Origin of the sequence: Paenibacillus antibioticophila (assembly GCF_000455265.1) — a bacterium.
GTDB classification, from domain to species: domain Bacteria; phylum Bacillota; class Bacilli; order Paenibacillales; family Paenibacillaceae; genus Fontibacillus; species Fontibacillus antibioticophila.
In genome coordinates this window covers 948676-975347 of record NZ_HG005139.1, presented here as the reverse complement: position 1 = coordinate 975347, position 26672 = coordinate 948676, and the positions used below count along the sequence as shown (strand labels likewise).

23 protein-coding genes and 1 pseudogene are annotated in these 26672 nt (G+C 46.8%); 5 read left to right on the top strand and 19 right to left on the bottom strand.

The annotated features are described in order from the left end of the window. Nucleotides 1-45: 45 nt before the first annotated feature. The 12 genes from TX85_RS04305 to TX85_RS04250 all read right to left on the bottom strand — a co-directional run bounded on the left by TX85_RS04305 (nucleotide 46) and on the right by TX85_RS04250 (nucleotide 18406). On the bottom strand, nucleotides 46-1650 hold the full coding sequence (locus TX85_RS04305; RefSeq protein ID WP_044477887.1) for an alkaline phosphatase family protein: 1605 nt from the start codon (nucleotides 1648-1650) through the stop codon (nucleotides 46-48). A gap of 120 nt (nucleotides 1651-1770) precedes the next feature. Then, the gene (locus tag TX85_RS04300; protein ID WP_044477886.1) at nucleotides 1771-2787 is read right to left on the bottom strand and encodes a glycosyltransferase family 2 protein; all 1017 of its coding nucleotides are present in this window, start codon (nucleotides 2785-2787) and stop codon (nucleotides 1771-1773) included. Between the two features lie 122 nt (nucleotides 2788-2909). After that, on the bottom strand, nucleotides 2910-3515 hold the full coding sequence (locus tag TX85_RS04295; RefSeq protein WP_044477885.1) for a hypothetical protein: 606 nt from the start codon (nucleotides 3513-3515) through the stop codon (nucleotides 2910-2912). Nucleotides 3516-3527: 12 nt separating this feature from the next. Then, a complete protein-coding gene (locus tag TX85_RS04290; protein WP_049894786.1) occupies nucleotides 3528-5954 on the bottom strand; it encodes a beta-glucosidase family protein in 2427 nt (808 codons plus the stop codon). A gap of 288 nt (nucleotides 5955-6242) precedes the next feature. After that, nucleotides 6243-9113 carry a glycoside hydrolase family 3 C-terminal domain-containing protein gene (locus TX85_RS04285; protein WP_071784158.1) on the bottom strand — a complete coding sequence of 957 codons (2871 nt, stop codon included), beginning with the start codon at nucleotides 9111-9113 and terminating at the stop codon, nucleotides 6243-6245. 282 nt (nucleotides 9114-9395) lie between these two features. After that, complete coding sequence (locus tag TX85_RS04280) at nucleotides 9396-10706, bottom strand: ATP-binding protein (protein WP_044477881.1); 1311 nt, start codon at nucleotides 10704-10706, stop codon at nucleotides 9396-9398. Then, nucleotides 10703-11413, bottom strand: a complete 711-nt coding sequence (locus tag TX85_RS04275; RefSeq protein WP_044477880.1) for a LytR/AlgR family response regulator transcription factor — start codon at nucleotides 11411-11413, stop codon at nucleotides 10703-10705. Before TX85_RS04275 ends, TX85_RS04280 begins: the two co-directional genes overlap by 4 nt. A gap of 81 nt (nucleotides 11414-11494) precedes the next feature. Next, nucleotides 11495-13075 (bottom strand): methyl-accepting chemotaxis protein, encoded by a 1581-nt coding sequence (locus tag TX85_RS04270; protein ID WP_158297298.1) that lies wholly within the window; start codon nucleotides 13073-13075, stop codon nucleotides 11495-11497. A gap of 917 nt (nucleotides 13076-13992) precedes the next feature. Then, complete coding sequence (locus TX85_RS04265) at nucleotides 13993-14571, bottom strand: TetR-like C-terminal domain-containing protein (protein WP_044477878.1); 579 nt, start codon at nucleotides 14569-14571, stop codon at nucleotides 13993-13995. Further along, nucleotides 14549-15304 carry an MBL fold metallo-hydrolase gene (locus TX85_RS04260; RefSeq protein WP_044477877.1) on the bottom strand — a complete coding sequence of 252 codons (756 nt, stop codon included), beginning with the start codon at nucleotides 15302-15304 and terminating at the stop codon, nucleotides 14549-14551. Before TX85_RS04260 ends, TX85_RS04265 begins: the two co-directional genes overlap by 23 nt. Nucleotides 15305-15543: 239 nt before the next feature. After that, entirely contained in the window at nucleotides 15544-16989 is a 1446-nt protein-coding gene (locus TX85_RS04255) for a glycoside hydrolase family 1 protein (protein ID WP_044477875.1), read from the bottom strand. Between the two features lie 31 nt (nucleotides 16990-17020). After that, entirely contained in the window at nucleotides 17021-18406 is a 1386-nt protein-coding gene (locus tag TX85_RS04250; protein WP_044477874.1) for a PTS transporter subunit EIIC, read from the bottom strand. Nucleotides 18407-18629: 223 nt separating this feature from the next. On the opposite strand from TX85_RS04250, the gene TX85_RS04245 reads away from it, so the two are divergent. Further along, the gene (locus tag TX85_RS04245; RefSeq protein ID WP_049894785.1) at nucleotides 18630-19289 is read left to right on the top strand and encodes a helix-turn-helix transcriptional regulator; all 660 of its coding nucleotides are present in this window, start codon (nucleotides 18630-18632) and stop codon (nucleotides 19287-19289) included. Between the two features lie 70 nt (nucleotides 19290-19359). On the opposite strand, the gene TX85_RS04240 is transcribed toward TX85_RS04245, so the two are convergent. From TX85_RS04240 to trxA, 4 genes are all read right to left on the bottom strand, one after another. Beyond that, a complete protein-coding gene (locus TX85_RS04240; RefSeq protein WP_044477872.1) occupies nucleotides 19360-19845 on the bottom strand; it encodes a PTS sugar transporter subunit IIA in 486 nt (161 codons plus the stop codon). 97 nt (nucleotides 19846-19942) lie between these two features. After that, the gene (locus TX85_RS04235; RefSeq protein WP_044477871.1) at nucleotides 19943-20494 is read right to left on the bottom strand and encodes a peroxiredoxin family protein; all 552 of its coding nucleotides are present in this window, start codon (nucleotides 20492-20494) and stop codon (nucleotides 19943-19945) included. 42 nt (nucleotides 20495-20536) lie between these two features. Beyond that, nucleotides 20537-21217, bottom strand: coding sequence for a hypothetical protein (locus tag TX85_RS04230; RefSeq protein WP_044477870.1), 681 nt, complete (start codon nucleotides 21215-21217; stop codon nucleotides 20537-20539). 196 nt (nucleotides 21218-21413) lie between these two features. Continuing rightward, complete coding sequence (gene trxA / locus TX85_RS04225; RefSeq protein WP_044477869.1) at nucleotides 21414-21734, bottom strand: thioredoxin; 321 nt, start codon at nucleotides 21732-21734, stop codon at nucleotides 21414-21416. 203 nt (nucleotides 21735-21937) lie between these two features. Here trxA and ytxJ point away from each other — a divergent pair, with 203 nt between their 5' ends. Together ytxJ and TX85_RS04215 are read left to right on the top strand one after the other, a co-directional pair. Continuing rightward, nucleotides 21938-22276, top strand: coding sequence for a bacillithiol system redox-active protein YtxJ (ytxJ, locus tag TX85_RS04220; RefSeq protein WP_044477868.1), 339 nt, complete (start codon nucleotides 21938-21940; stop codon nucleotides 22274-22276). A gap of 57 nt (nucleotides 22277-22333) precedes the next feature. After that, complete coding sequence (locus TX85_RS04215) at nucleotides 22334-22996, top strand: ArsR/SmtB family transcription factor (protein ID WP_044477867.1); 663 nt, start codon at nucleotides 22334-22336, stop codon at nucleotides 22994-22996. Between the two features lie 14 nt (nucleotides 22997-23010). Here the strand turns inward: TX85_RS04215 and TX85_RS04210 are convergent. From TX85_RS04210 to TX85_RS04200, 3 genes and pseudogenes are all read right to left on the bottom strand, one after another. Further along, nucleotides 23011-23139, bottom strand: a pseudogene (locus TX85_RS04210) (transposase); the annotation flags it as partial. Nucleotides 23140-23394: 255 nt separating this feature from the next. After that, nucleotides 23395-23763: a DUF554 domain-containing protein gene (locus TX85_RS25730; protein WP_262362611.1), complete on the bottom strand. Its 369-nt coding sequence runs from the start codon at nucleotides 23761-23763 to the stop codon at nucleotides 23395-23397. A 572-nt stretch (nucleotides 23764-24335) separates the two neighbouring features. Beyond that, on the bottom strand, nucleotides 24336-25046 hold the full coding sequence (locus TX85_RS04200) for a YceI family protein (RefSeq protein WP_044477864.1): 711 nt from the start codon (nucleotides 25044-25046) through the stop codon (nucleotides 24336-24338). Nucleotides 25047-25242: 196 nt separating this feature from the next. On the opposite strand from TX85_RS04200, the gene TX85_RS04195 reads away from it, so the two are divergent. Next, nucleotides 25243-25926: a response regulator transcription factor gene (locus tag TX85_RS04195; RefSeq protein ID WP_044477863.1), complete on the top strand. Its 684-nt coding sequence runs from the start codon at nucleotides 25243-25245 to the stop codon at nucleotides 25924-25926. Further along, nucleotides 25911-26672: HAMP domain-containing protein (locus TX85_RS26225; protein WP_044477862.1), on the top strand; the 762-nt coding region annotated here is incomplete at its 3' end. The genes TX85_RS04195 and TX85_RS26225, both read left to right, overlap by 16 nt.

Here is a 26672-nt window from a genome sequence, read left to right as displayed (position 1 = left end):
TGTTCGGAACTCCTCGAGCTGCTATTAATACTCTGCGTGCCCGGTCTACTGATTTCTCTGAGTCTCCTTCGTCAAGAGTTTAAGCAAATAAGCTTTTAAGTCAACCATCCGCAAATAGTCCGGCTTTTGATCCGTGCCGCAAATAATCAACGGAACAAGCGATTCCATCTTACGTATGGAACCGTGTCCGCCTCCGCCTTTGTGCGTGGGCGAACTGCCGCCTGTAAGCTCATATCCAGGTTTAGCCGTAACGACCAGAAATTCGCCCCGGTGAGAACGGAGTGCGCTTGACAAGCGCTTCAGAACATCAGGATATAGATTGTATTTCAAGGAATGCTTGGCCCGGTCTACGCTTAAATCCAGCACCTCTTCGTCCTGTTCGACCGTCCATGCCTGGTTATAGGAATCGGTCAGGTCGCCGCCTGCTTTAAATTTAATCAGCTTGGCAGTGGATCCCTGCAAGGCGTAATTCCACTCCTTTTCTCTCCAGGAAATGAAATCGATACGCTGATCGTTTTTTAACATGTTCGCCAAATCCCTTAAAGATCGATCCTCTTTTAATGTGTATACATAGGCCATCGTTTCATTGACGGCAAGAATGATCTCCGTCTCCCCAGAAACGGCTTCACCCGGCCGCAGAATGTTGGCATCTCCCAGCAAGGCGGGCAGATCAATAACCGGATTCTGTTCATTCGGCAGGATACGGGTCATGCCGCTGTCTCCTGCAATGATGAATACGGCTTCCTGCACAGCTTTTTGCGGGGATCCGAAGGTTTGCAATAAGGATAAAAGCTGCTGATCCAGCTCTTTGACCTTGGTAAGCCCTGCAGGACCCTTCTTATGCAGCTCCCGATCTAAATCCGGCAAATAGACGAACAAAAAATCAGGCAATTTATTAGATTGAACCAGATATTTTACGGCTTCAACAGCAAAATCGTTTTGAACGCCCATCCGATTCAATAGACCATCCGGCAGGTCTTTAATGCCTTGAAACGGATTGGACAAGGAGCCCAGCGACAACAGGTCCGGCCCTTTTACATCAATCTCTTTCGGTAAAGAAGCAGGGATTTGAATCCACTCGGGAATCACCAGCTTATGATTGGACGCTCCCCTGTAAATCAAGCCGTTGATCGAACCCGACTTTAACCCTTGACGGGCCAGGTCTTCATAGATTGTGGGCACATCCTTGCTCAAATGGCTCCCGTTCAAATCCATGAGTGCGTCCGTCAAAACCGGATTAACGCCTTGCTTGATGATTTCCAGCGGACCTGTCCCATAATTGATCACTTTCTTGTTGTCTGCGGAATACCAGGTCAGACCCGGCACCCGATGAACGTCAGAATACGCGCCTGTAACCAGCGAGCTGTCGATGGTGACGGACATCGTGGGAAAAGAACTGACCAGATTTTTATAATATTGCCCGTGTTCAGTAAGGAATTTGAATGCGGGAAGCTCCTGCCGGCTGATGCCTTGATCGATCGCCTGAACCATCAAAGAGTCCGCCATCAGGAAAATGACCTTTTTGGTATGTTCTCCGTTTGCGGAATGGATCCGCAGCAAATCTTGTTCCTTTGGTTTGGAGTGCTGGCATCCGATCAGCATGATCATGATAAAGATGGAAAGCCCGATCCAAATCCCATTTTTTCTCATAACAACTCACCCCGTTTATGTACATTGTGTCTTGAAGTTCTTGGGATTATTCGAGGCACCTGACATACAAAAAGCTCTTGAACCGTCCTTAAGGACAAATTCAAGAGCCAAACCCTCATATTAGTTAAAGCCGACGACCTTCTGCGTAATTTTGTACACCCCGACCGAGATGCTGCGCCCTATTCGTCCCGGCAGACTCAACAGCCTTCCCATCATTCCGTACCGTAATTGATGATATAGCTCAAGGTCTGTTTCCTTAATATAATTCCAGAACTCTCGTTTCTTCTGTAAATGCTCTTTCGTTCCGGCACGAATCAGTAGGATCGTTGAAATCATCGTAACAATCTCCAGATGGTGGAATAGATACTTGCTCTGCTTGGAGCTTGGATTGCTTTGCAGGCTCATCTGTTCAATTAATAGCCTGTTTACCTTTAGTTGTTGATCAATGCGCTTAATCATGACCTTCTCATTGACCGATTGATCAGCACGGCCGATATAATATCTGTACAGATCGGTGTTCGAATAATAGATTTTATTCACATACGGCAAGGGCGCTGTTACATACAAGTTATCTACGTAAAAGGTATGCTTGGGCAGCACCAATCCACATTCTCGCAATACTGCTGTTCGATAAAGGAGCGAATGCATCATCAAATATTGGCCTTTGCGGAAGCGGCCGATCTCCTCCCAGGTCAACACCTTATTTTCGGGCAGGACATTATCGTACCTCATCACCTTCTTGAATTTTGCACCCTCTTTGTCATAGACAAAATTGCTGACCAGCAGATCGATGGTCTCGCCATCAGCCTCAAGCTGCTCCAGTGCGGCTAATATCTTCAGATACGCACGGGTATCCACCCAATCATCGCTGTCGACCACCTTGAAATAGCCGCCGGTCGCATGTCTGATTCCTGTATTGACTGCTTCACCGTGCCCTCCATTGGCCTGATGAATCGATTTGATGATGGAAGGGTACTTTGCTGCATATTCGTCTGCAATCTCTCCGGTCTTGTCGCCTGAACCGTCATTTACTATCAGAATTTCTACGCTTTCCCCGCCCGGAAGTAGAGATTCTATACAGTATCTCATATAATCTTGTGAGTTATAGCAAGGAACAACGACTGATAATAGCTTCATGTTCACACAACCTTTACTTATTCTGCACTCCTCCAAAGTGACAGTATACCATATTTCACTTCAAACCACTGCCACTCAAGGGAAGGTTAATATCTCCAACACTAGCATCCCATTCTATGTTGTTATTTTTCTGGTTCCTGCTTAAAAATCACTTTAAAAATCGGGAAAAATACCCAGAATGAAATAGCGCTGTTGATGATCATCGTGATGACGTCCGCCGTTGTTTCTCCGGCGCCGCCCATCCCCCAAGTATTCATCAGCAAATTGTAAATCGGAGCTTTATACAAGCCCTGTGCGGCAGCTGCACCGATTGAAATCACAATATAAGCGATAACATACCAAAAAGCGGCCTGCCAAATATTACTGTTGGATTTAAAGGTGATATTGCGCTGAAGAAAAAAATTAATAATTTGCGCCATTCCAATTGCGAGTTGTACGGCAATAAAGTAAGCAAGTCCGCCTCCTCCACCGGCTGACAATGCGCCTGCTGCATAATCAAATACATAATAAGGGGTACCATCAAAATTACTCCCTAACTGTAAAACCTGAAAGCTTGTATCAATAAGTGTTGTTTTCGCGAACAAGGACTTAAACAGCGGCATAACGACAATTTGCAAAACCGTAACTCCGTTACTCAACAGAAAAAAGATAAGAAACTGCGCTATGTTCGGATGCTTCTCCGAATATCTGCTCCAGAAACCGATTAATCCTCTTGAATGTTGTTTCATAAGCTGCTCTCCTTATTGTGATCTCGCCGCCTGCATCAGCTTTTTCCGTTCCTTCAACAGATGGCGCAACCCTTTAAAGAAGCTGCCGTTAACCATCACCAGCATCCCATCCACCATAGGCATATTTACTAGGCCGCCGGTCATTCTTGCAATTCCTCGAAACGGCATATGATAAACTGACATCATGATCAGATTCGCTGTGCTTCTCTTTCCGATTTTCCGCAAAAACCAATGAGCAAAGGTCATCGTACGAAAAGCAAATCGAGCAACCCAGCCTTTGGCGTATTGACATTGTGCAATCGAATCATTATACCCGAGCGGTCGTGTACGGTCCCAGGTCGCCTTAGGCACCGGATAACCCAGCAGTTGTTCAAATTCGGCTTGCGTGACATTGCTTGCCTTGCCGGAATAATAAGACGGAAGCTTAGTCGGCTCATACGGCAAGGGCGCACCGCTGCCGTTAACATGCAAATTTGCTTCCAATCGGATATCCACGCTGGATGCCCCGATCATGATCGCATAATCCGCTTCCTCCACTTCCCAACGATTCGTCTTGATATTAAAGTAGCGGAAGGCTTTATCGTCGAACGGAATATGAACCTCTTTGCTCTCTCCAGCCCGCAGAAACAGCTTGCAGAATCCCTTCAATTCCTTGTAGGGACGGAAGATATTATCTGAAGTGCAGCCTACATATAACTGAGCAATCTCCATACCGTCCATAGAACCGCTGTTGGTAATGGTGAACGTCGCTCCTGAGGAATCGACGGACAGGTCGGAATAAGCAAATGAAGTATAGCTTAGCCCATAGCCAAACGGGTATAACACATCAATCCCGGTTTTATCATAGTACCGATAGCCGAAAAATAGCGATTCCCGATATTCCACACTGACCTCTTTGCCGGGAAAATGGCTTGCTGCCGGTGTATCCTCGTAACCAAGCGGATAGGTTTCTGCCAGCTTGCCGGAAGGGTTAACCTGTCCTGTCAGTACTCGCAGAATGGCCTTCGCGCCTGCTTGACCGCTGAGGTAGCCATGCACCAGGCCCTTCACTTGATGAATCCAAGGCATTTCTATGGCTGCCCCGCAGGATAGTACCGCGACGATATTCGGATTGACTTCGTGAAGCGCTGCAAGCAAGGCTGCCTGATTGTCGGGAAGACGCATGCTCTGCCGGTCCAGCCCCTCTGCTTCTGTCACCTCGTCTAACCCGATATAGAGCAATACGATATCTGCCTGCTTGGCCAGTGCACATGCCCGCGATAGCTTGCTGCGATTTCGCTTTCCGTAGCGCTCGAAGCCCGGCTCGTAGCCGATGCTGTTGATGCCGAACTGCTCCAGCAATTGCAGAGTTTGATCCAGCTTGGACGGATTAACAATCGACGACCCTGCCCCTTGATAACGGGCTTCCTTCGCAAAGTCCCCGATAACTGCAACCTTCTTTTCGGATGGGAGCGGAAGAATACCGTCCTCATTTTTTAAGAGCACAATCGACTCTTCCGCAGCCCGCTGCGCTGCAAGATGATGCTGTTCGATTGGAAGCTCTGTCTTGTCCTTGCCGTTGTCCGCCAATGCCTTCTCCGTAGTAAAGACAAGCTGTAACAGGCGGTCTACACACTGATTAAGCACTTCTTCATCCAGCTTGCCGCTCTTCACTGCCTGAACGATTTCAGCGTTGGTCTCACCTGCGGTTGTCGGCATTTCAAGCTCATTTCCCGCGATTAAGCCGGCAATACGATCGTTGCTGCCTCCCCAATCGGTCACGACGACTCCGTCGAACTCCCATTCCTTACGCAGAATGTCCTGCATCAAATGCAGATTTTCATTGGTATACGTACCGTTCAGCTTGTTGTAGGAGGACATAACAGTCCGCGGCTTGCCTTCCGTGATGGCGATTTCAAAAGCCGTTAAATACATTTCACGCAGCGTTCGTTCATCAACGATCGTGTCGATGGACATCCGGCGCTCTTCCTGATTGTTGGCGGCGAAATGCTTGACACACGCAGATACACCATGCTCCTGAATGCCCCGAATATAGCCGGCAGCCATTTTTCCTGCGAGATAAGGATCCTCACTAAAGTACTCAAAATTTCTGCCGCATAACGGGTCACGCTTCATATTGATGCCTGGCCCGAGCAGGACATGAACGTTCTGCGCTGCCGCCTCCTGGCCCAGATGGTGTCCGATCTGCTCGCCCAGCTCCACGTTCCAGCTGTTGGCCACGGTTGCGGCCGTTGGGAAGCAGGTAGCAGGAAGGCTCGGGTTCAATCCAAGATGATCGGCCGCTTCCGCTTGCTTGCGAATCCCGTGCGGACCATCCGCAAGGAACATGCTTGGAATTCCTAACCGTTCGATATTCTGTGTTTGCCAGAAATCCTTGCCAGACATTAATGAAGCTTTCTCTTCCAGCGTCATTTTTTCAATAAGATCTCTATATTTCATGTCTCTTCTCCACTTAATTCTTAAGTTTGAAATAAAGCGCATTCATTTCCCTTCTACCTGCTCACTGCTCATTCGTCGTGTAAAGGCTGGCTCCATCGAATCATCCCCTTTTCTTGCTTTCCTACCGTCATTCTAGCATGGTTCTATTTCGTGCTCGGACCCAACTCACAAACTGTATTTATTTCTGCACGAACTGTTCATGTCCATTTACGAAACATTTCGGCGGTACCCCCGGATAGGAGAGTACCGCCATAAAATTTATTCCTCTGATTTAATCAGAAAGTGAACTTACCCACTGATTCTTTTCTGTTTAATCAGCTTTCTCGAGACGATGAACATTGCACCAAGAGCGATAAGGCCGATGACAATGTTTGCAGCAATTAACCAATACTTCCATAATGGCAATACAGCAACAATTTTAGAAGTAACGGAAACTCCGTTCATTGCATTGCTATTAATAATTGTGTAGAGAATAGCGTGAGTTGATTCTCTGATGTTGCTTACTGTGGCAGGTGTTAACTGATCCTTCGTAAATTTCCATAGGTTTGCATCCGTGTTCAACCAGAGATTAGTACCTGCTTCCTGACCTTCCAAAATATCTTGGTATGCGAAGACCGGAAAGGATGCCTGATCGGTGATCACCAAACCTTTAAAGCCCCATTCATTACGAAGTGTTTCTGTCATCAGGCCTTTATGACCTCCTGACCAACGGGCGCCAATTCGATTCATGCTCGCCATAGCCCCAAGTACTTCGCCTTCACGAACGGTTGTCTCAAAAGGCTGCAAATATAGTTCACGAGTCGTTTGTTCATTTGCAAACATAGCGCCGCCCATGCGGTTGGTTTCTTGTTCATTTAGAACAAAGTGCTTCATCATTGCGAATGCGCCCTTGGACTGAACACCTGCGACTTCACTCGCGGCAAGTTTGCCTGAAAGGAAACTATCTTCGGAGAAATATTCAAAGTTTCTTCCTCCGAATGGCGTACGGTGAATGTTAACACCAGGTGCATACCAGCCTGCTACTTTGTTGCTAAGGCTATCTTCACCGATTAATTCACCCAATTCGCGAATCAGATCCACATTCCATGTAGACGCCATAACGACCTCTCCCGGATAAGCCACAGCCTGTACATTACCACCAACAAGCTCACCGGAGATTCCAGCAGGACCATCCTTATTAATGGTTGCAGGAAGATTAATGGATGGGATAGGCACTGTTGCATATCCTCCCATTCTGACTAGTTCGGTCATTTCGTCAACTGTTAACTGATCAAGCAGTACGTCCCATAACTTGTCGTCATATTCCCTTCCAATAAACATCGCAGCACTTAATTTTCCATATTCCTCATTAATCTTTCCTGTCGCAGGCATTACAGCCTCAGGATCTTCTGTGTGAGAGATTTCAAGATCGGCGAGGAACTCTTGGGATGCAGTCATAGAACCATCTGCATAGGTTACTGGCCATGTGCCTGTCCAGTCATTTCTTGAAAGGTATTCAAACGATGGATCATATTTTTTAATATCTACATCAGCAAACTGATTCGTAATTTCATTTCCTGTATCTGTGGATACTTTGTACGTAGTAGAATCCAACTGATCAACAGTAAAATCCTTCACCAACGCTGTATTACCGTCATCATCCATATGATCGGCTGCTGTCTTGCCCTTTGCTGTAAGGATATTATTCAATGCATCATGTGCGTTTCGACCTGCCGCAAAATAATAGGTGCCTGCATCAACAATGTATGTGCCATAGCCATGTGTATCATAGGTTTTCATTTCTTCTTTGTCGATTTCAATTTGGACCGTTTCTGACTTACCAGGCTCAATTGCTGAGGTTTTTGCAAAACCAACCAGTTCGGCAGAAGCCTTCTCAATTTTGTTTTGCTTGTCATATTCTGTATAAGGAGACTGCATATAAATCTGAACAACTTCCTTACCCGCAACAGAACCTGTATTCGTTACATTTAAGGAGACTTCGTACGTGTCATCCAATTCTTTTACGTTGTAGTCAGACCATTCAAATGTCGTGTAGGACAGACCATATCCAAAAGGAAACTGTACTTGTGTACTGTAATCGTAATTTGCAGCGCTCTCATTACCAAGAACTACATCCTCATATCGGGTTTCATAGTAGCGGTACCCGACATAAATGCCTTCCGCGTAAACCATATAGGAATTCCCCATAGTAACTTTGCTGTTGGCAATGTTGTAATTGCCGAAGTTCTTCATTGCTGGAGAACTAAACGCATCATAAGCATACGTATCAACTAATTTCCCGGACGGATTGACATTCCCGTTAAGAACTTCACCGATAGCATTAGCGCCATGCGGTCCTATAGCGCCCACTACAATAGCTGCATCAATGTCATACTCCTCCAGAAACCCTAATTCTAATGTGTTGGAGGCGTTGATTAAAACAATGACCTTATCAAAGGTTTCAGTTGCCATCTTAAGCAAATCTCTTTCGTTGTCATCAATCTCTAGATAATGTGATCCTGTAGGCAGCACAGCAGTCGTAAGATCGGAGCTCTCACCACCGGAACGGCCAATCACAACTACTGCAGCGTCATTGTAATCCGAGAAGCTCTTCATGACTTCATCTTTATAAACACTTGCAGGGACTTCATTCACGGCATAAGGTCCCTCACCATAAATGTCTGGAACTTCTTTTCTGTAAGAAGATCCCTCACCCGTCTTGTAAAAATCCCAAAGTGTCTTATTGATTTCAAACCCAGAGCCTGTTAGCGCAGCCAATAAATCAGGCGCTTTATTTGTATCAACTAATCCCGAAATGCCTGCTCCGTACACAAGATCGACAGAGCTCTGACCTAATAAACTGATTTTTGATCCAGCTTTCAGTGGCAGTGCATCATTGTCATTTTTTAATAGCACAATACCTTCTTCTACGATTTCCTGACTGATCCGTTCACCTTCCGTCTGCATTTCGTCTGCAGAAGTAAATGCACTCTTATAATATTCGGAATCCACCTCCGTATCGTCTTTTGAAGATACTATCTTGTCAGTGGAATGACCTAAATAGGTTGTGATGATCTGAGAATACTTTTCTGCATAAACGTTGCCTACGATTAGGCCTATAATTAGTATAATACTTACGATATAAGTACTAATTGCGGCCGTTTTTGATATTTTCTTCATGTAATATACCCCCATTTAGTAATCAGAATTTTTCTCGAAGTTCATACTCGTTAGCGACTTTAAATAGGGTAAAGCGCATACATTTTATTCCTGTATTTAAACGCTTACGACTATATAATCTTCGATGACATACGGGTATTCTAACACTTATTTATTTTAAAGAAGGAGAAACGCACGAACTGTCTCTTTTTTTGCATAAACTGTATCACGGCATACCAAAATAGCGGGCAAGCAGCCAGTTGGCCCACTGACTACTTGCCCGCCGTTTCTCCCAAATTCGCTCTATTTCTGTTTCATCGGAATTAATATTTTCAACTCAAACCAGTTGTCCTGCTTGCCAATGCTGACGACACCACCGTATTTTTCCACGGAATAACGAATACTTTTTAACCCGTAGCCATGATTGAACGTATCCGTTTTTGTCGTAACCGGCAAATTGCCGTCCAATTCCAATTCGCCTTCAAAATAGTTTTCAAAACGAATCATAATGAAGCTCTTTTGCGCGAAGACCGATACATGAATCAAGCGCTTTTCCGATTCTTCAATCCGCTGCTCATATTCGATCGCATTATCGAGCGCATTGCCAAAAATCGTACATATGTCGATAATATCGATATCACTGAGCAAGCTTCCATCCGCCACGCAAGTAAGCGTGATCCCATTTCTAATACAATGCATATTTTTGCTGGCCAGCAGTGTATCCAATACATGATTGCCCGTTTTGTTCTGCGCTTCAAAAAATTTAATTTCTTCCTCCATTTTCTTTAGATAAGCGTTGCGTTTCTCCGTATCTTCTTCCGCTCGTACCGCAATAATTTGATTTTTCAAATCATGATATTTCAGATTGATCAGCTCGATGCTTTCTTTAGATTGCTGGTATTGCACGTACTGATGCTGGAGAATGTTTTGCACCGCTTTCAGCTCATGCCGGATGCGCAGTTCATTAAGCTGAATGTGGTAAGCATATAGAATCGCAAAGCCGCCCAGATCGACAAGCGTACGAATATTCAAAATCTCTTGGGCATACTGTCCGCTGAATGGCGTTTGCGTGCTGACAAAGCTTAAATTGCTAATGCCGAATACGGCAGCGCCGATAAATACGGTCGACCACAGCTCACGCTGTCTAATATTCAGTTTGCCTTCCTCGGGAATATGCCGCTTCTCCAGCAGCCAAATGATCGCAAACGCTGTCCCGTAGATAAGCAGCAACAGCAGGGATTCCTGCCACGCCGAAGCAGGCTTGTTCTGCCAAACGAACACATGGACCTGCCATTCCAAGGAAGCGACAAATTCAGCGGCTACAAAGGCCCTTACGCTATAATATCCCGCTTCCAGCGCACTGATATGGCAACTGACATACATGAAATAAAACATAATTCCAATCGCGGCAACCATGCAGGGAATCCAAAAATAAACGGGAAAATTCTTCGTCAGCATTAAGAATAAGGACTGCAGTACAAGAAAACCACCCGCGAAAGCGAATAAACTCCAACCCTTCAGCCGTTTTCTCAACGGGATAATGTACACGATACAGGCCAGCCATTCCGCCAGCGCGGTATATAAACGGGGGATATCCGGAAGCACGGTATTCATTTGATCACTTCTCCCCAATAGTTGGACAACGCCTCCATGAACGCTTTGCGTTTGGGACGGCTGATCAGCAGGGGCTTTCCTTTGACGATCGCAAACACATCCTCCATTCCTTCCACATGCTCCAGGTTAATAAAGTAGCCTTTATTCCCTCGAAAGAAGGGATATCCGGCAAGCTGATCCTCCAGCTCCTTCATCGTGCCGATGGTCTCCACCTCGCCGCTTTTCGTAACAAATACCAGCTTGTGTCCCAGGCTCTCAATGTAATAAATATCCGAAATTTGAAATCGCTTGACCCCGCCTTTGATCTTAAGTGTAATGTGATGCTCTTCCCGACGCTTCATCCGTTCAATCGCCCGGTTCAACCGCTGGGAGAACTGAAAATAGGAGATCGGCTTCAGCACGTAATCAAGCGCGTCAACCGCGTACCCCTTAATCGCATACTGCGCCATGTTGGTGATGAAAATGATGACCACCTCGGAGTCCATCCTTCTGATCTCCTCCGCTGCCGCCATGCCGTCCATAAAGCGCATCTGTACATCCATCAAAATAATATCGAATTGGGCCTTGAAGTCCTCTACAAATTCATCGCCGTCCCCGTAGGTTGCGAGATCTATATGTTCGCCGGTCTCTTGCTCGAACCGTTTCAGAAAATCAGTAAGCTGCTCTTTGTAATGAGCTTCATCCTCCACAATCGCGATCCGGATCATGTTGTCCCTCCTTACCCTTCATCAGGGAACAAAAATACCATGATTATAGCAAACAAAAGCACACCTTTCCACACACGCGATCTAGATCTTTTTAAACTTATTTACATGGTCATGTAGACGATTTACAATTTCCTGATTATAGCTTACTTCGTCCGAAATGGTAGTCATCGATTCAAGCAAGCTCGATGTGCTTTCATTAGCATCAATCATTACATTCACCCCGTCCTCTACAGCCAGACTGATTCCCCTGATGCCCTCGGCCATATTGGTTGAGATGCTCCTTAATTCTTCTGATTGGCTCGTAAAGCGCGACAGCATTTGATTGATGTTCTCCACATCAGCCTTATAATTATTAGCTGTATCTACAAAGTTAGCGTAGTCGTCCAGTATCCTGCCCGAGATATAAGACATAATCATATTGGCATTATCGACAAGCTCCTTCACCGAATCTGTCACCAAAGCGCTGATCGTCTGGATATGGCTCGCGGTATGTTTCGTATTTTCCGAAAGCTTTCTGATTTCATCCGCTACGACGGCAAAGCCCTTTCCGGCATCTCCAACTCTTGCCGCCTCAATAGAAGCATTTAGGGCCAGGAGATTCGTCTGGGTGGAAATGTCCAGAATGTTCGTGGTGAGCTCATTAATTTTTTCCACAGAGCGGCTGTTCGATATAGCACTAGACATCCCTTGCTCAATATCCTGCACTACAGACATCGTCTGAAGCTTGCTTTGGTTGGACTGCGAATGGATATGCTCGGCACGATTGAGGATATGGGCAACCTGATCATAATTGGCGCCGGCATCGTCTGCAATTAAATTTGCTGCCGAAAGTACGAGCTGGGCCCCATGATCGATGTCCTGAATGGTGCTGCTGATTTCCTCCATGCTTGCTGTCATTTCATTTAAACCTGCCGATATGGTTGTTGTAGAATCTGTGGAAGCCAGGATATTGTTGCTAATGTTCTCCGCTGATTGATGAATTTGATTGGAGCCCTGCTTTATCGAAAGCATAGCGCTCTGCAATATCTCTAAAAAGCGGTTCATTCCATGGGTCATCTGCCCGATTTCATTATCTGAAATATGCTCTAATCTAACCGTCAAATCCCCCTCATTATGCTCCAGGCTATGGATGATTTGATTGAGATTCTTACTCGCCGTATGAATTGGGCGAATGATCGCTTTCAAGACGAATCTGAAGGCAACAACAACAGAAATCAGGAATAGGATGGCCATCGCATAAATGATTACGGAGGATCTTGTTAGTCTGGAATCAATGAGTGCTTTCTCATGGGCAATGCTACTATCCAGCACGGCCTGAAATTGAGCTTCCGCTTCTTGCATAGCTCCTGCGAGACGATCCAACTCGATGTAGCTTTCTTTCGCTGATGCCTCGTTCCCTTGGGCAATCTGATTCAATACTAACGCAATTTGACTTAAATAGGCTTCTATTGAAGCCTGATAAGGCAGGTATGAAGCTCGAAGCGCGTCGTCCCTCACCTTGTTGGAGAACTCCTCCGTTAAATCAGATATGGTATTAGCGCTGGCTATCGCCTGCTCAACAATCTTGTGCGTTGCCGGCACTTCTTCAATTGCTCTTCCGTTCCCCAAAAGGGCCGCCTGAACGGACAAATCTATCCGGCCTAACTCTTTAGCTAATTTCAACTGCTCATTCTCCAATACCAGGAATGAATTTGAAAATAAAGTGGCGGATAATTGCACTTGAGAATTAGTAATTCCACTGATTAAGGTGTTTAAGACAAAGAGAAATGTGAGGAATAAAAGTACAAATTTAATCTGAAACGAAATGGTTTTCCGCATACGCTAACGCTCCCTGATCGTTCTATTTGAATAAAAGCGCATACATCTTTACTTAGGCGCTCTTACCCCATACTAAGAAAATGTAGCACAAAGAATTCCCTTTCATGGGCCTCTTGCTTGAACTGTATAAATTACTGCATAAACTGTCATTATGATCTAAGGAGCGCTGTTGTTCGCGGGATTCTCTGTCTGGACGAAGCTGAATGCGGCTGAATGTAGCTGAGTGCGGCTGAATGCGGCTGAACGTAGCTGAATGCGGCTGAATGCAGTTGCATGCATATTGAAGTACGAGGAAGTTTTGTACGTTTTTTCGCACAAGTTGCCCTCACCATTCTCCCAATCTATGCAAGTTGTACGAATAATCGTATAAAAAGCATGGCTTATCCTCTGAAAACGGAAAATTTGTACGAATATTCGTATAAACCGCCTATCATTCTCTCAAGAAAACCTTCCTTTGTATGAAATATCGTATAAAACTCACTTTTCTACCTACGTTCTGGGGCAACGTGTGAAGTGTGCTTACGATCGCTGTTGTTCGCGGATTTCTCTAATTGAACTGAATTATTATAAGGTAGAAATCCACTCACAAAGGCGAACGCTTACGCTTCTACAGCACACTTCACTCTTATGCCCTTTCTACGTAGCTTTTATAGTTCAACTAATATAGTCAATACCACCATCATGCGTTAGGTACTGCTTTCGGTTTTAAGCACACAAAAAAACAGCAGTCAAATAGCTGATCTGCTGTTTATCCAATGCGTTTATGATTTGAAGGAATCAGGATTTTTGACACCGGCCAGAAAAGTATCCACCATGAGTCGAAAGGTAACGTCCAGGTCGAGCGGCAGTCCAAAGCCGCCCTGCTGCTCCAGCGTTACGAAGCCGTGCAGCAGACTGCGGATCGTCCGCACCGCATGAACGGCGCTGTCGCCGGACAGTCCGTAACCGTCCATCGTCCGGTAAATTTGCTCCAGCACCCTTTCCCCGGCTTGCTCCAAGAGCTCGTCGCCGGGGGACGGTGCCGCCTGCAGAGCTTGATACAAGCCGGGATGCTCACGGGCGAAGCTGAGGTACGCCCGGCTGAATGCCCGGACCGCGTCATCCCCGGACAGGCCGGCGACCTCTCCCTCAAGCCAGGCGGCGAGCTCTTCCAGGCCGCGATGCGCAAGCAAGCGGCGCAGCTCGGGCAGTCCGGCGACATGGTTGTACAGGGAGGGCGGGCGGATCTTCAGCTTCTGAGCAAGCGTCGCCAGCGTTACCGCTTCGAAGCCCTCCGCATCGGCCAGCTCGGCGGCGGCGTTGAGCAAGGCAGGCAAATCAAGACCGATTCTCGGGGACATGAGGCTGTGCACTCCTTTGCTTTATGATCGCTTGCTCCGCTTCAGCGATGGCGCGGTCGAGGGCTTGCGAGGGATCGCTGAGCATGCGGCCGTGACCGACCGCGAGCAGCGACGGCTTCAGCGCTTGCAGCTTGCGGGCGCTGGCAAGCGCCTCTTCCTTGTTCCATGTCGCCATGGCCGGGAACGGGAACCATGGCTTGAGCTGCCCCGACACGGCTACGCCGCCCCGGGTCTGCATGGCGTCTCCCGCGATCAGCGCATCGTTGCGCGTATCCAGAAAGGACATCGAGCCCGGTGTGTGTCCCGGTGTCGCGATGGCAAGCAGGGAGCCAACCCGGTCGCCGTCCCGCAGCAAAACGTCCGGCTCCACGGCAATCTTGCCCGGCTTCGGCACGCCGCCTCGAATCGCTGTAGACGGCTCATGCGCGTCCAGGCTTCTGTCCCCGGCGAGCAGCCGGGCGTCGCGCGCGGAGATGTGCAGCTTCGCATCGGGCAGCGCCCGCTTCAGCGCATCTACCGCGCCGATATGATCGCTGTGCGCGTGGGTAAGCACGATTCGTACAATCGGTTTGCCGATGTGCGCAGCCTCCTCCAGAATCCCCTTCGCGCTATAGGGCAGCGCCGCATCAATCAAAGTCAAGCCATCCTCTTCCTCCACCAAATAGGCATTCACCGGAAAAATGCGCGGCATCCACGTCAATTGCCATACCGTTTTTTCATGTATCATTCTCATGTCGGGCTCTCCCTTCACCAAAAACTAATGCTATTAGTTTTATAATAACTAAGGGCATTAGTTTTTGCAAGCCCAATATTGAATGAGGCGCCTACGCTATCCCTTCTGCTTCATCACCCGGAAATACTCCGCAACTGATCGATGGAGAATGGATCCCCTAAGCAAAAGGCCCCCAATCCTACTATATAGAGTAGTTTTGGAGGCCTTTCTGTACCCATAAAGCTTAAATGATTGCGATATTACAGTTCTTGTCCGTTGGTTTCAATCACTTTTTTATACCAATGGAAGCTATCCTTCTTCGTTCTCTTCAATGTTCCGTTGCCATGGTTGTCCTTATCCACATGGATGAAGCCGTAACGCTTGTCCATTTCACCGGTTGAACAGCTTACTACATCAATAATTCCCCAAGAGGTATAGCCAACCAGTTCAACGCCGTCTGTGATGGCCTCCTGCATTTGTTGAATATGCTGACGCGTATACTCGATACGATAATCGTCATGAATCTGGCCATCGGCCTCTACCACGTCGCGTGCTCCCAGACCATTTTCCGTAATCATGACAGGCAGACGGTAGCGGTCGTAGACATGGTTCAGCGTATAGCGAAGGCCCTTCGGGTCAATCTGCCAATCCCATTCATTGACTTCCAGATAAGGATTCTTGGCTCCGCCCATGATGTTGCCTGAGGTTTGCACTGTATTCGGGTCGGCGCTTTTACAAATCGTCATATAATAACTAAAGGTATAGAAGTCGCAAATGCCTTCCTTCAGAATCGCCTTGTCCGCCTCGGTCATTTCAATCTGAATATCATTCTCTTCAAAATATCTCAGGGCATAGTAAGGATATTCCCCGCGGTGCATAACGTCGCCGCAGAAGCAGTTTCTGATCAAATCTTCTCTTTGTGCAAGCAACACATCGTCCGGATGGCAGGTATGCGGGTAAACCGTAATATGACAGATCATGGAGCCAAATTGGAATTCCGGATTAATCTTTTTACCGATAACCACCGCTTCTGCACTCGCTACCATTTGGTTGTGCAATGCTTGGTAACGCATGTTCGGCTCATCTACCTGGTCCACGAAGTATTTGGTTCCCTCGTGAAGAATACCGCCATGATTCCAGTTGCCGAGCGGCACGGTCAGGTCATTGATTTCATTAAATGTAATCCAGTATTTCACGTCATTTTTATAACGGGTGAACAGGACCTTACATAGCTCCAAATATTGATCCAGCACTTTCCGTGAAGACCATCCGTTGCATTCCTCGACGAAATGGTAAGGCAGGTCGTTATGATAGATCGTAACCAATGGCTCGATATTGTACTTTTTCAGTTCCTTGAACACCTTGTCGTAGAACTCCAGCCCTTTTTCATTCGGCGTATCCGAATTGCTGTCCGGGAAAATACGGGACCAAGCGATGGACAGGCGATACATTTTCAAGCCCATTTCGGCAAACAGGGCAATATCCTCTTTATAATGATGATAGAAGTCAATGGCTTCATGGGCAGGATAATATTCTCCCTCCACAATTCCTCTGGTAATCCGTCTTGGCTCTCCGAAGGATCCTTCTGTCATTACATCAGCAATGCTGATCCCCTTGTCGTCTACATCCCATGCCCCTTCAATCTGGTTGGCAGCAGTTGCGCCCCCCCAGTAAAATCCTTCAGGAAAGTTTTTCAGTGTTCTCATGTTGTTCCACTCCTTATTTTATCTATATTTTTTAGTTGTCTTCTACTGGATTTTCTTCAAATCCGACGATAAACGTGGTGATAGCGGCTGTGATAAAGGCGATGACAAAGGCTGCAGCCACCAACCAGACATTTCCCGGTTCCCCGATGAACATCGGCAGGGTCAGAAAGGACGGGCCGCCCATGGCATAAGACTTGGCTCCAAAGAATGCGGCAAACGATCCGCCGACCGCACCGCCGATTAAAGCGGCCAAGAATGGCTTTTTCAACCGTAAATTGACGCCGTATATCGCAGGCTCCGTGACACCGGACATCGCTGAGATGGTTGCAGACGCAGCAACGGTCTTCGTGTTCTTGTCCTTGGACTTCAGCCACACTCCGAATGCTGCACCGGCTTGGGCCATATTGGCACTGCCTGATACCGGGCTGATGAAGTTGTAGCCTACTCGGGAAATTCCGTCGATCAGGACCGGCACCATCCCATGCTGCATACCTGTCACGACTAACACGGAGTAAAGTGCGCCGTAAATCAAACCGGCGAAAATGCCGCCCTTATCAAACAGAATGCTGATAAATCCTGCGATATTATTGCCCAGGAACTGCGCAACAGGACCGATAGCTATCAGGGAGATCGGCGTCGCAATCAAAATAGTAACGGCCGGAACAATAATAATCTTCAGCGCTGACGGCGTGAACCGGTCTACGAATCTCTCAATGTAAGACGCGAACCAAATCGTCAATACAATCGGCAATACGCTGCCGTTATATTTGATCAAGTTCATAGGCGCCCCCAGGAAATGCAACTGGGTTGTCCCCTCTGTCAAAAAGTTCAAGAAGGTCGGATGAAGCATCGCTGCAGCTATGGCAACGGCTACATAGGTATTCATCTTGAAGATTTTGGCCGATGAAATCGCTAACAGAAACGGTAAAAAGGTAAATACGCCGTCACTGATTGTGTTGAGGATCAGATAAGTTTCACTTTGATTGCTGAGTACCTTGACCGAGACCAACAGGGCGAGGATCGCTTTGATCAAGCCGGCCCCGGCTAATGCAGGTACGATAGGATTAAATATACCCGCAATCGTATTCATGACCTTCGTCAGCGTCTTTTCCTTCGGACGTTCTGTATTTGTATCCGATTTCACTGGAGCTGCTGAAGAACCGCCATTTGCCGAGTCAGACGTATATTCCACAAATTCCTTGTACACGTTCGAGACATTGGGACCGATTACAATTTGGACTTGACTGCCATTCTTAATGACGCCCAATACACCCTTTATTTTTTCAAGCTCCGGTTTGTTGACCTTGCTCACATCGATGATCTCCAAGCGCAAGCGAGTCATACAATGTGTGGATTCTGCGATGTTGCTGCTGCCGCCAATATGATTCAGCACACTAGCGATTAAGTCCTTATACATGTTCTCCCCCATTTCAAAGTTGTTGGTTCTGGTTCGTTACAGCCAAATTATAATGCTAGTATTTTTTTTAGTCAATAGAATAATTTTCATTCAATAAAATAATTTTATTTGGAGATTTTCGAGAGAACAGGGCTAAAAACCTGTGTTTTCCCTTTACAAGTTGTTATATTTGTATTTTTTAGGTATTATTTAATAATGAAATATATTTTAGCGGAGGGGTATCGTGAAGATTACCAAGACGGATCGTGAAATATTGAACTCATACATACAAACCATGAAAGGAATGGGCGCTTTTTTAGGGAGCGGCTATGAACTGATCCTTTACAACCTTGAGAATCAATCGATTATGATGATTGTCAACGGGGAGCATAGCTCCAGAAAAATCGGGGATTCCATTACGGATAAGGATCTGAATATTTTAGAAAAGGCAAAAAAAATGGAGGAAGGCAACCAACACCTCGTCTATTTCAGCAGAAATTCCTCTGGTGAGCCTATGAAATCAATGATCACGCCAATTGATGGCTCCAATCATAAAATTATTGGGGTTCTTTGCATCAACTTTTATCTGAATACCTCGTTCGTAAAAGTCATGGGCACCTTCCTTCCGGAACATAACTCTTCACAGAAAGCGCCTGTCATCGACAGCTTTTCCGAGGATCCGCAATCGATCATCCTTCAATCGCTTCAGGAGGCCAAGGCACAGATCGAGGGCGACACCTCCATTCCAGCTACCGAGAAGAACAAAGCGATTATTGAACAGCTGCTGGTCAACGGAATATTCCAGATCAAAAATTCTGTAGTTATTGTATCTGAATTACTATCTATTTCCAAAAACACCGTTTATCTTCACATCAGAAACTACAAAACCAAACAAAACAACTAAACGCCAAGAAGCCCTGCCGGAGGAATTCCTTAAACAGGGCTTTTCTTTATGATTACTGCTCATAAAACGGTTACAAGTCTACGCGGATATAGCTGTCAGAGCCTTCGAGCACCACTTCTACCCCTTTAACGCTCACCAGTCCGTTAGGAACGATAACCGGGGTGATGGTCGGCAGGCCGGCCTCACGGATCACGGCCATGTCAAATTCAATAAGCAGCTGCCCTTCCTCAACCCGCTGACCATTCTCAATATGCAGCTTGAATCCTTCACCTTTCAAAGAGACGGTATTCATGCCAATATGCATCAGAATCTGCACACCGCTATCATGCTCCAGCATAACTGCATGCTTACTCTTTTCCATAACATGTACTACCGTGCCGGAGAACGGCGATACCAGTCTGCCTGCCTCAGGCTCAACGGCAAACCCTTGTCCCATCGCGCCCTCCGAAAAAGCTTCATCGGGAACTTCCGACAGTGCCACAACAGTGCCGCTCAGCGGGGATTTGATGACCAATGAGGTTACAGCTGGCTTCTTTTCCTTGCGTTTAAAAAACATAGGCTTCCTCCCGGATGTCATCATAATGAATTTATAAGTTGCTTCAGATGGATCATAGTTAAAATTATATAGATAGTATTTTTTTAGTCAATAGAATTTATTTCATTTCCATAGCGTATTTCTTCATCGTTTCGTAGCTCATTGCTCCCACAAATTTGTCCTTGATCACCCCGCTGGAATCCAGCAAATACGTTGTCGGGTACGCAGTAACCTGATATGCCTGCATAACGTCTCCTTTCGTATCGAACAGAATGGGAAACGTAAACTGCCCTTTGTTCACAAACTTTTGCACATCCTCCTGATGATTTTCAATAGCCGTCATATTCACTCCAAGAACCACTATATCTTGATGCCGATAGTCTTCATAAAATTTCTGCATATGAGGCATCTCCACTTGGCACGGGGGACACCAGGTGGCCCAAAAGTTAAGCATTACTCTTTTACCCTTATAGTCAGATAGCTTTACGGGGTTCCCTTGTAAATCCGCAAGTGTAAAGTCCGGTGCCCTTTGTCCCTTCCGAATTCCTACTTCATTCGCTTCAAGCTCCGACATCTGTATCGCATCGGAAGGGGACTCTTTCAAATAATCATATGTGCCGTATACAACAAGACCGATCAAGAAAAGTATGGCTGCTATATTTTTCCTCATTCTATGTATCTCCCTCCATCAAAGAGTAATCCGCCAAAAATATTATTCCCGGAGAACTCCGCCAGGCCTTGCCTCATTCAACCAGTTCCATGCGGTTAGGGCTGCGGCAATAATTAAAAAATACAATTGCTGCTTGTTGAAGGACAAAAGCAGGATCTCCCGATTCGGAACACAGAACCAGAGAATAACATGTCCAATCGATAGCCAGACTGCATAGGCCGGCCATTTTAACAGATTACTTTTACTTGAAAAGGCTAATTGCAGAAAAAGAAAACCTGCGGTTAATCCGGCGCTTGCTGCATGGAACCAGACAGGCTCTACTCCGATGACAGCCGATAACATCTGATAGGCGAACCATCCGGAACATAAAAATAAGGTCGTCATATCCAGCCATGATGGAGATAAGCCCTTCAGCTTCGCCGCTTTCTTCCAGATATAGAATGCAGCAACTGAGCTTGCAATCCAGGCCCCGCGCCCTCCTCCGTCAAAGTAGAGCAGAACAGCAGGACGGTGAATGACCTCGACCGGATGAAAGATTAAGAAACTCAGCTTCCACACTACAATCCACATCCAAAATGCGTTGGACATAACAGACAGAATGACGTGCCGCTCCGCCCTATTTCGAAGACGATAGCGAAGCATCAACCAGCCTGCTGCTCCAAAAGCTAGATATAATATCAGTTGTCCATTTAACACTAAAGAGCCTACTTGAATATTATTCAATTCCCCTCAACCCACCTTGATTAAACGATTTGCCTGTTAAAATAAACATTATTGCACTTATAGAAAAGGGAATACCACAGGTAAGGCATTCCCTTTCATATCGAGCTGCTATTTGATTAAGGAGATGCTTCACTCCTCTTTGTTGCCCTGAGATATTCCTTTTGATCAGGAAACAAGAGCAAGGGTCGGTGCTATTTTATTCACCAATCAGGCCCAGTACCTTGTTTTTTAGTATAGGCTTTTGATTAATGCCAATCAATTGATCGACTAGTCTTCCATCCTTAAAGAGCAGCAGAGTAGGAATACTTCGAACACCAAACTGAGAAGCCAGTTCTGCATTTTCATCGACATTGACTGTAGCAATTGTAGCTTGCCCCTCCAGTTCACTTGCCAATTCGTGCACGATAGGAAGCTGAACCTTACAAGGCCCGCACCAAGGAGCCCAAAAATCAACTAAACTAACACCTGACTGGATAGAGCTTTGAAACGTTTCCTTCGTCAATGCTGTTGCACTCATTGCAATAACCTCCTGTAATTCATACAAGTAATTTATTATTCAATTGAATAGTTGAATTATAGTGTGTTATTATTAATACGTCAAGCAAATATGGAATATTGAGTCGATTAAATTTGAAATTTCCGCCTAATCGTTGTATAGTTCATGTTAAAATTCAATTATTCAATTGACTGAGCTTAATATAAGGAAAGGGGTTTACTGGAATGAACTGGAACGAAATAACTACCCTTGAGGAATGGAAAGATATCCTTGCGAAATCATCAGAGCGAGGACAGGTAATCCTTAAGCACAGCACAACCTGCCCGGTCAGCGCCAATGCACTGCATGAATATGAACAATACCTGGAGTCCGCTCCCAATGATCAGATAGATTACACGCTGGTTAAGGTCATTGAATCCCGCCCCGTATCCAATCAGATCGCAGAAGATTTAGGAGTAAAGCATGAATCACCTCAAATTATCTTCGTGAAAAATGGAGAAAAATACTGGACTGCTTCGCACTGGTCGGTTACCAAAGCACATATGACAGCGGTATTGGACTGACACTTAAAAAGGTAAACAGCAGCATTTTTGAAAAAGAATCGAGGTTAATGAGCTACTATGGATGAGGCGCTGAATGAGGCCAAGGTATTCAAAGAAGATCTCTACAAACAACTATCGAGGATCGGAAAGTGCTTATCTAGCGATAAGCGGCTGGAGATTATGAATTTGTTGTCTCAAGGGTCAAAGAGTGTTGAAAAGCTTGCAGCATGCACAGACATGAGCATCGCGAACGTATCTCGCCATCTCCAAGTCCTGCTTGAGGCGAAGCTCGTGAAGTTCTCAAAAAAAGGGACCTATGCAATTTACTCATTAGCTGATCCCTCCATTGTCGACTTCCTTGCAGCCTTATGGCGAGTAAGTGAAAAGCAACTGCCTGATATCGGAAAACTAAAACAAGACTTTCTTGAAAACCTTGATCATATTCAAACCTTGACGATGGATGAGGTTCAAGAAAAGTTAAGCTCCGGATCCATTATTTTACTGGATTTGCGGCCTAAAGAAGAGTACGAGTCCGGGCATATATCCGGAGCCATCTCTGCTCCCATTGAGGATCTGGAGAACTTCATTCAAGAATTACCAAAAAACGCAGAGATTGTCGCTTACTGCAGAGGACCATTATGCGTCTACTCAGCATTGGCTGCCCAGAAGCTGCAAGCTAATGGCTTTAAAGCCTATCGGATGGAAGAGGGCTTAAATGAGTGGCAGCATCATTTCCAGTAATTCTGTTGAACTTACAGTCCTCGGGTGATCCCCCCGAATCCTCGCTTCATTTTCCCATAGGTCATCTGTCTTCTGTATTTTGGTGCAAATACAATGTGGTATGTGCAGTTCCAGCACATGTGTGCTAGACTGCTCTTGTCCATTCCCTTGTCCTCCTTGATTTGATGTTGCGGTTGGCAGACCGGCATTATCTTATCATATAGGTCAGGGATTTTTATTCATTGCTATAAGCTTTCCTGAACAACAAAATCCCTCCCGAAGGAGGGATTTTCAAGTTTAGCGATGTGTACCGGGATATTTATGTTAGCCATGACGAAGCAGGCCCATTCCGAAACACCAAGAGCCCTTCCCATCTTGTTCATTCAACGCGATTTCTCACGGGAATTTCTTCTCGAAAGTCAGAATACTGCTCTTAACAAGAACCATAGGATGGGCACAAGTAAAGACGGCAGCATGTTTAGAGCCTTACAATCCTTGATTTTCAAGATAGCCAGACCTGAGCTTAAGATGAGGAAGCCCCCTATAAGAGAGATTTCGGTTAATAATTCAGCCGTTAAAAATGCCGATAAAGATTCGAAAAAAAGATAGATCCCCCCTTGCCACAAGAATAATACGATCGCGGATAAAGCAATGCCAAGGCCATAGGTCGATGCCAGGACCAGCGAAGTGACAAAGCCCAAAGCTGCATTTGTATACAAATAGTTGTTATCGCCATGAAGAGCGCTTTCCATCGCCCCTAAGATGGATAATGTTCCGAAACAAAACAATAAATTAGAACTTTACACTTTTATAAAAAAACTTACCTAATATTGTCCATGTCTCATGCCAGAATCAAAAATACAACTATAAAGCTGTCCTCAGCTCAGGTAATGAGCTGTTGTATCTCCCTGATTGACTTCTACACCTTTGACCATATCCTGACCGTTAAGCGAAGAGCTGACGGGCGTGTCTTTTGCCATCTAAACATGGAGTACTCGTCCGACTGGTTTTAAGTTGAAGGATCAAAAAATAGGAAATGGCGGATGATTGACTCTAACGCTGATGATAAGCGCTATTGCGGCGAATCCGCCGCTTAAGAAATCCTAGCGACGCTGGCACGCGCTATTTCTGCAAAAACCCATGGTTTCGTTGATGAAAAAGAGGTATAAGATCTGGGGTAAGCGTTAGAATCTCAGAGCGATGATCTCAGGGGGGTTAAGCACCGTGGCAAGCGTTAGATCATGAAACGATCATTTCATTTCTTCTATGCGAAGGACCTCATCTCCCTTACTAGGGAATTGAGGTCCTTTTATGCGTTAATTGGGGCACTCCCCTATCATGCGAGACGAATGAAGCAGGGTTACTTCTCGAGCACCAGCTCCAAACGGACCGCAATGTCGTTTTCCGTTTCCAGCACGACCGAATGCGGGTTTTGCATCCCGAAATCGGCGAAGGTCACGGTGGTCGTCCCCGACAATCTTACCTGATTATTTTGATAGAGCGCCTGCCCGTCGAACGTTGCCTCTTTGTCGATCCCTTTCACGCTTAACGTTCCGGCCATCCGAAAGTCGTAAACCGCGCCTTCTTCCCAAGCCTCCGGCAGCCCTTCAAACGAAGCCGCCGTAAATGCTGCCTGCGGGAACTGCGCCACGTTAAAATAATCGGCGCTTTGGATATGACCGTCCCGCTGGGTGTTCCCGGAGTTGACTTCACTCATCTCCAAGGTCCCTTCGGCTTTCATATTTTCCGGCTGGTCCAGTTGGATCGTCCAAGACCCGCCGACCGCTGCGTTTTCAAAATTGACGGTTTCGCGCGAAGTGGTCACGGAAAAATAAACCTTGGATTCTTCGGCGATGTTCCATACTCCGTTTAGTTGCTCGGCTCCGACCGTGGCTTGCTCCACGTTCCCCTCGTTTGCGGAGGCATTCGCCGCCGAGCCGCTTGCCGGGATGGCTTCGGTAATTTCCACCCGGTTCCCCAAGTAATCATCCATATAGGCGTAACCGCCGGCGCCGACCAAAATCACCACAGCAGCTCCGGCAACGATCCAGTTTCTCGTCTTTTTGTTCATGTTTAGTATAGCCTCCTATCCTCTTTTGCCCCTTAATCTAGCAGCCGAATGTGTCGGGATGATGTCCAAACCTGAACTTTCATAGAAATTCCCATTTTTGGTATGGCTGCCGAACCAAAACTTGCAGCCCCGGCCGGCATATGGTTATGATTTATACCATAAGCTTAAAAATTGAACGATAGAGGAGGAGGACTTCGTGAAGACCATTCTTATTATCGAAGACGAGGTGGCCATATCGCGCGTCCTCGCCGCCTATGTAAAAAAAGCCGGCTACCGTCCCGTCAGGGCGGCAACCGGCACGGAAGCCATCGCAGCGTTTGATTGCGATAAACCGGATTTGGTGCTGCTGGATCTGATGCTGCCCGACGCAGACGGAATGGAACTGCTTGCCGCGATTCGCGAAAGAGGGGCTTGTCCGGTCATCATGCTGACGGCAAGGGACGGGATTTCGGACCGGCTCGCTGGTCTGAACGAAGGGGCGGACGACTATATGGTCAAGCCTTTCGTGCCCGAAGAGGTGGTCGCCCGCATCAAGGCCGTCCTGCGCAGGCCGGTCCATTGGAATGACCGTCACGGCAAAAGGATTTACGGCAACCTGCTTATCGATTTAGCCGCCAAGCAGGTGTTGGTCAACGGAGCCGAAGTGGCATTGAATCCCCGCGAGCTGACGCTGCTGCTCTTTTTGGCGGAACGCCCCAACCGGACTTTTTCCCGCGAGCAACTGATCGAACAGGTGTGGGGAATGGATTACGAGGGGAGCGACCGGGCGGTCGATCTCTCCATTAAGCGGCTGCGCCAGGCGCTGTCGCACTGGTCTGGCGACGAAGGGGAAATCCGTACCTTACGGGGAATGGGGTATCAATTATGGATCAAAGAATAAAACCGAAAGCGGCCTCCCTTTTGTCCTACTGGACGCTACGCTATTTCGCTATCTTATGCCTGGGCCTGGCCATTATTGCCGTGGCCGCGGTGTACTGGATCCAGGATACGGCCAGGGACAACCGGCTTAAGACAAGCGGATTGCTGGTCCAGGAGATTTCCGAACGGATCGCCTCCACCGACGGGGAACTCGCCATTCCTGGCGAGTTCGAGCCGTTGCTGAAAAGCCGGTTTGATTATTTTAACGTGGACAAGGACGAGCTATGCCTGATCATTACCGATAAAAAGGGGCACTTGGTCTTCTCCAAGCCGAAAATCAGCGAATATGAGCTTAAACACAAACTGACGGACGACCTGGCCCGTTCGCGGGACAACCGCTTTTTGGCGGTAACGGCGCCGATTATGGGCGAAAGCGGGCAGCAAGGGCAGGTTGCTCTGCTCCAGTCCAAACGATCGCTTACCTATAGCCCGAACGAAATCGTCTTGGTCGTCCTGCTGCTGCTGACCCTGATTTTATGCGGATGGATTACGCTATACGCATTGTCCCGCAAGCTGTCCCGGCCGATCCGCGACGTTGCCCTAAGCGCCAGGCAAATCGCCGCGGGCTCTTACGACGTCAGCCTGGAGATCGACGCGCCGGAGCGCGAAGTCCGGGAACTGATCGGATCCTTTAAAGACATGGCGCTTCGTCTCAAGCAACTGGAGGAATGGCGCGCATTGGCGCTCGCCGGCGTAACCCACGAGTTG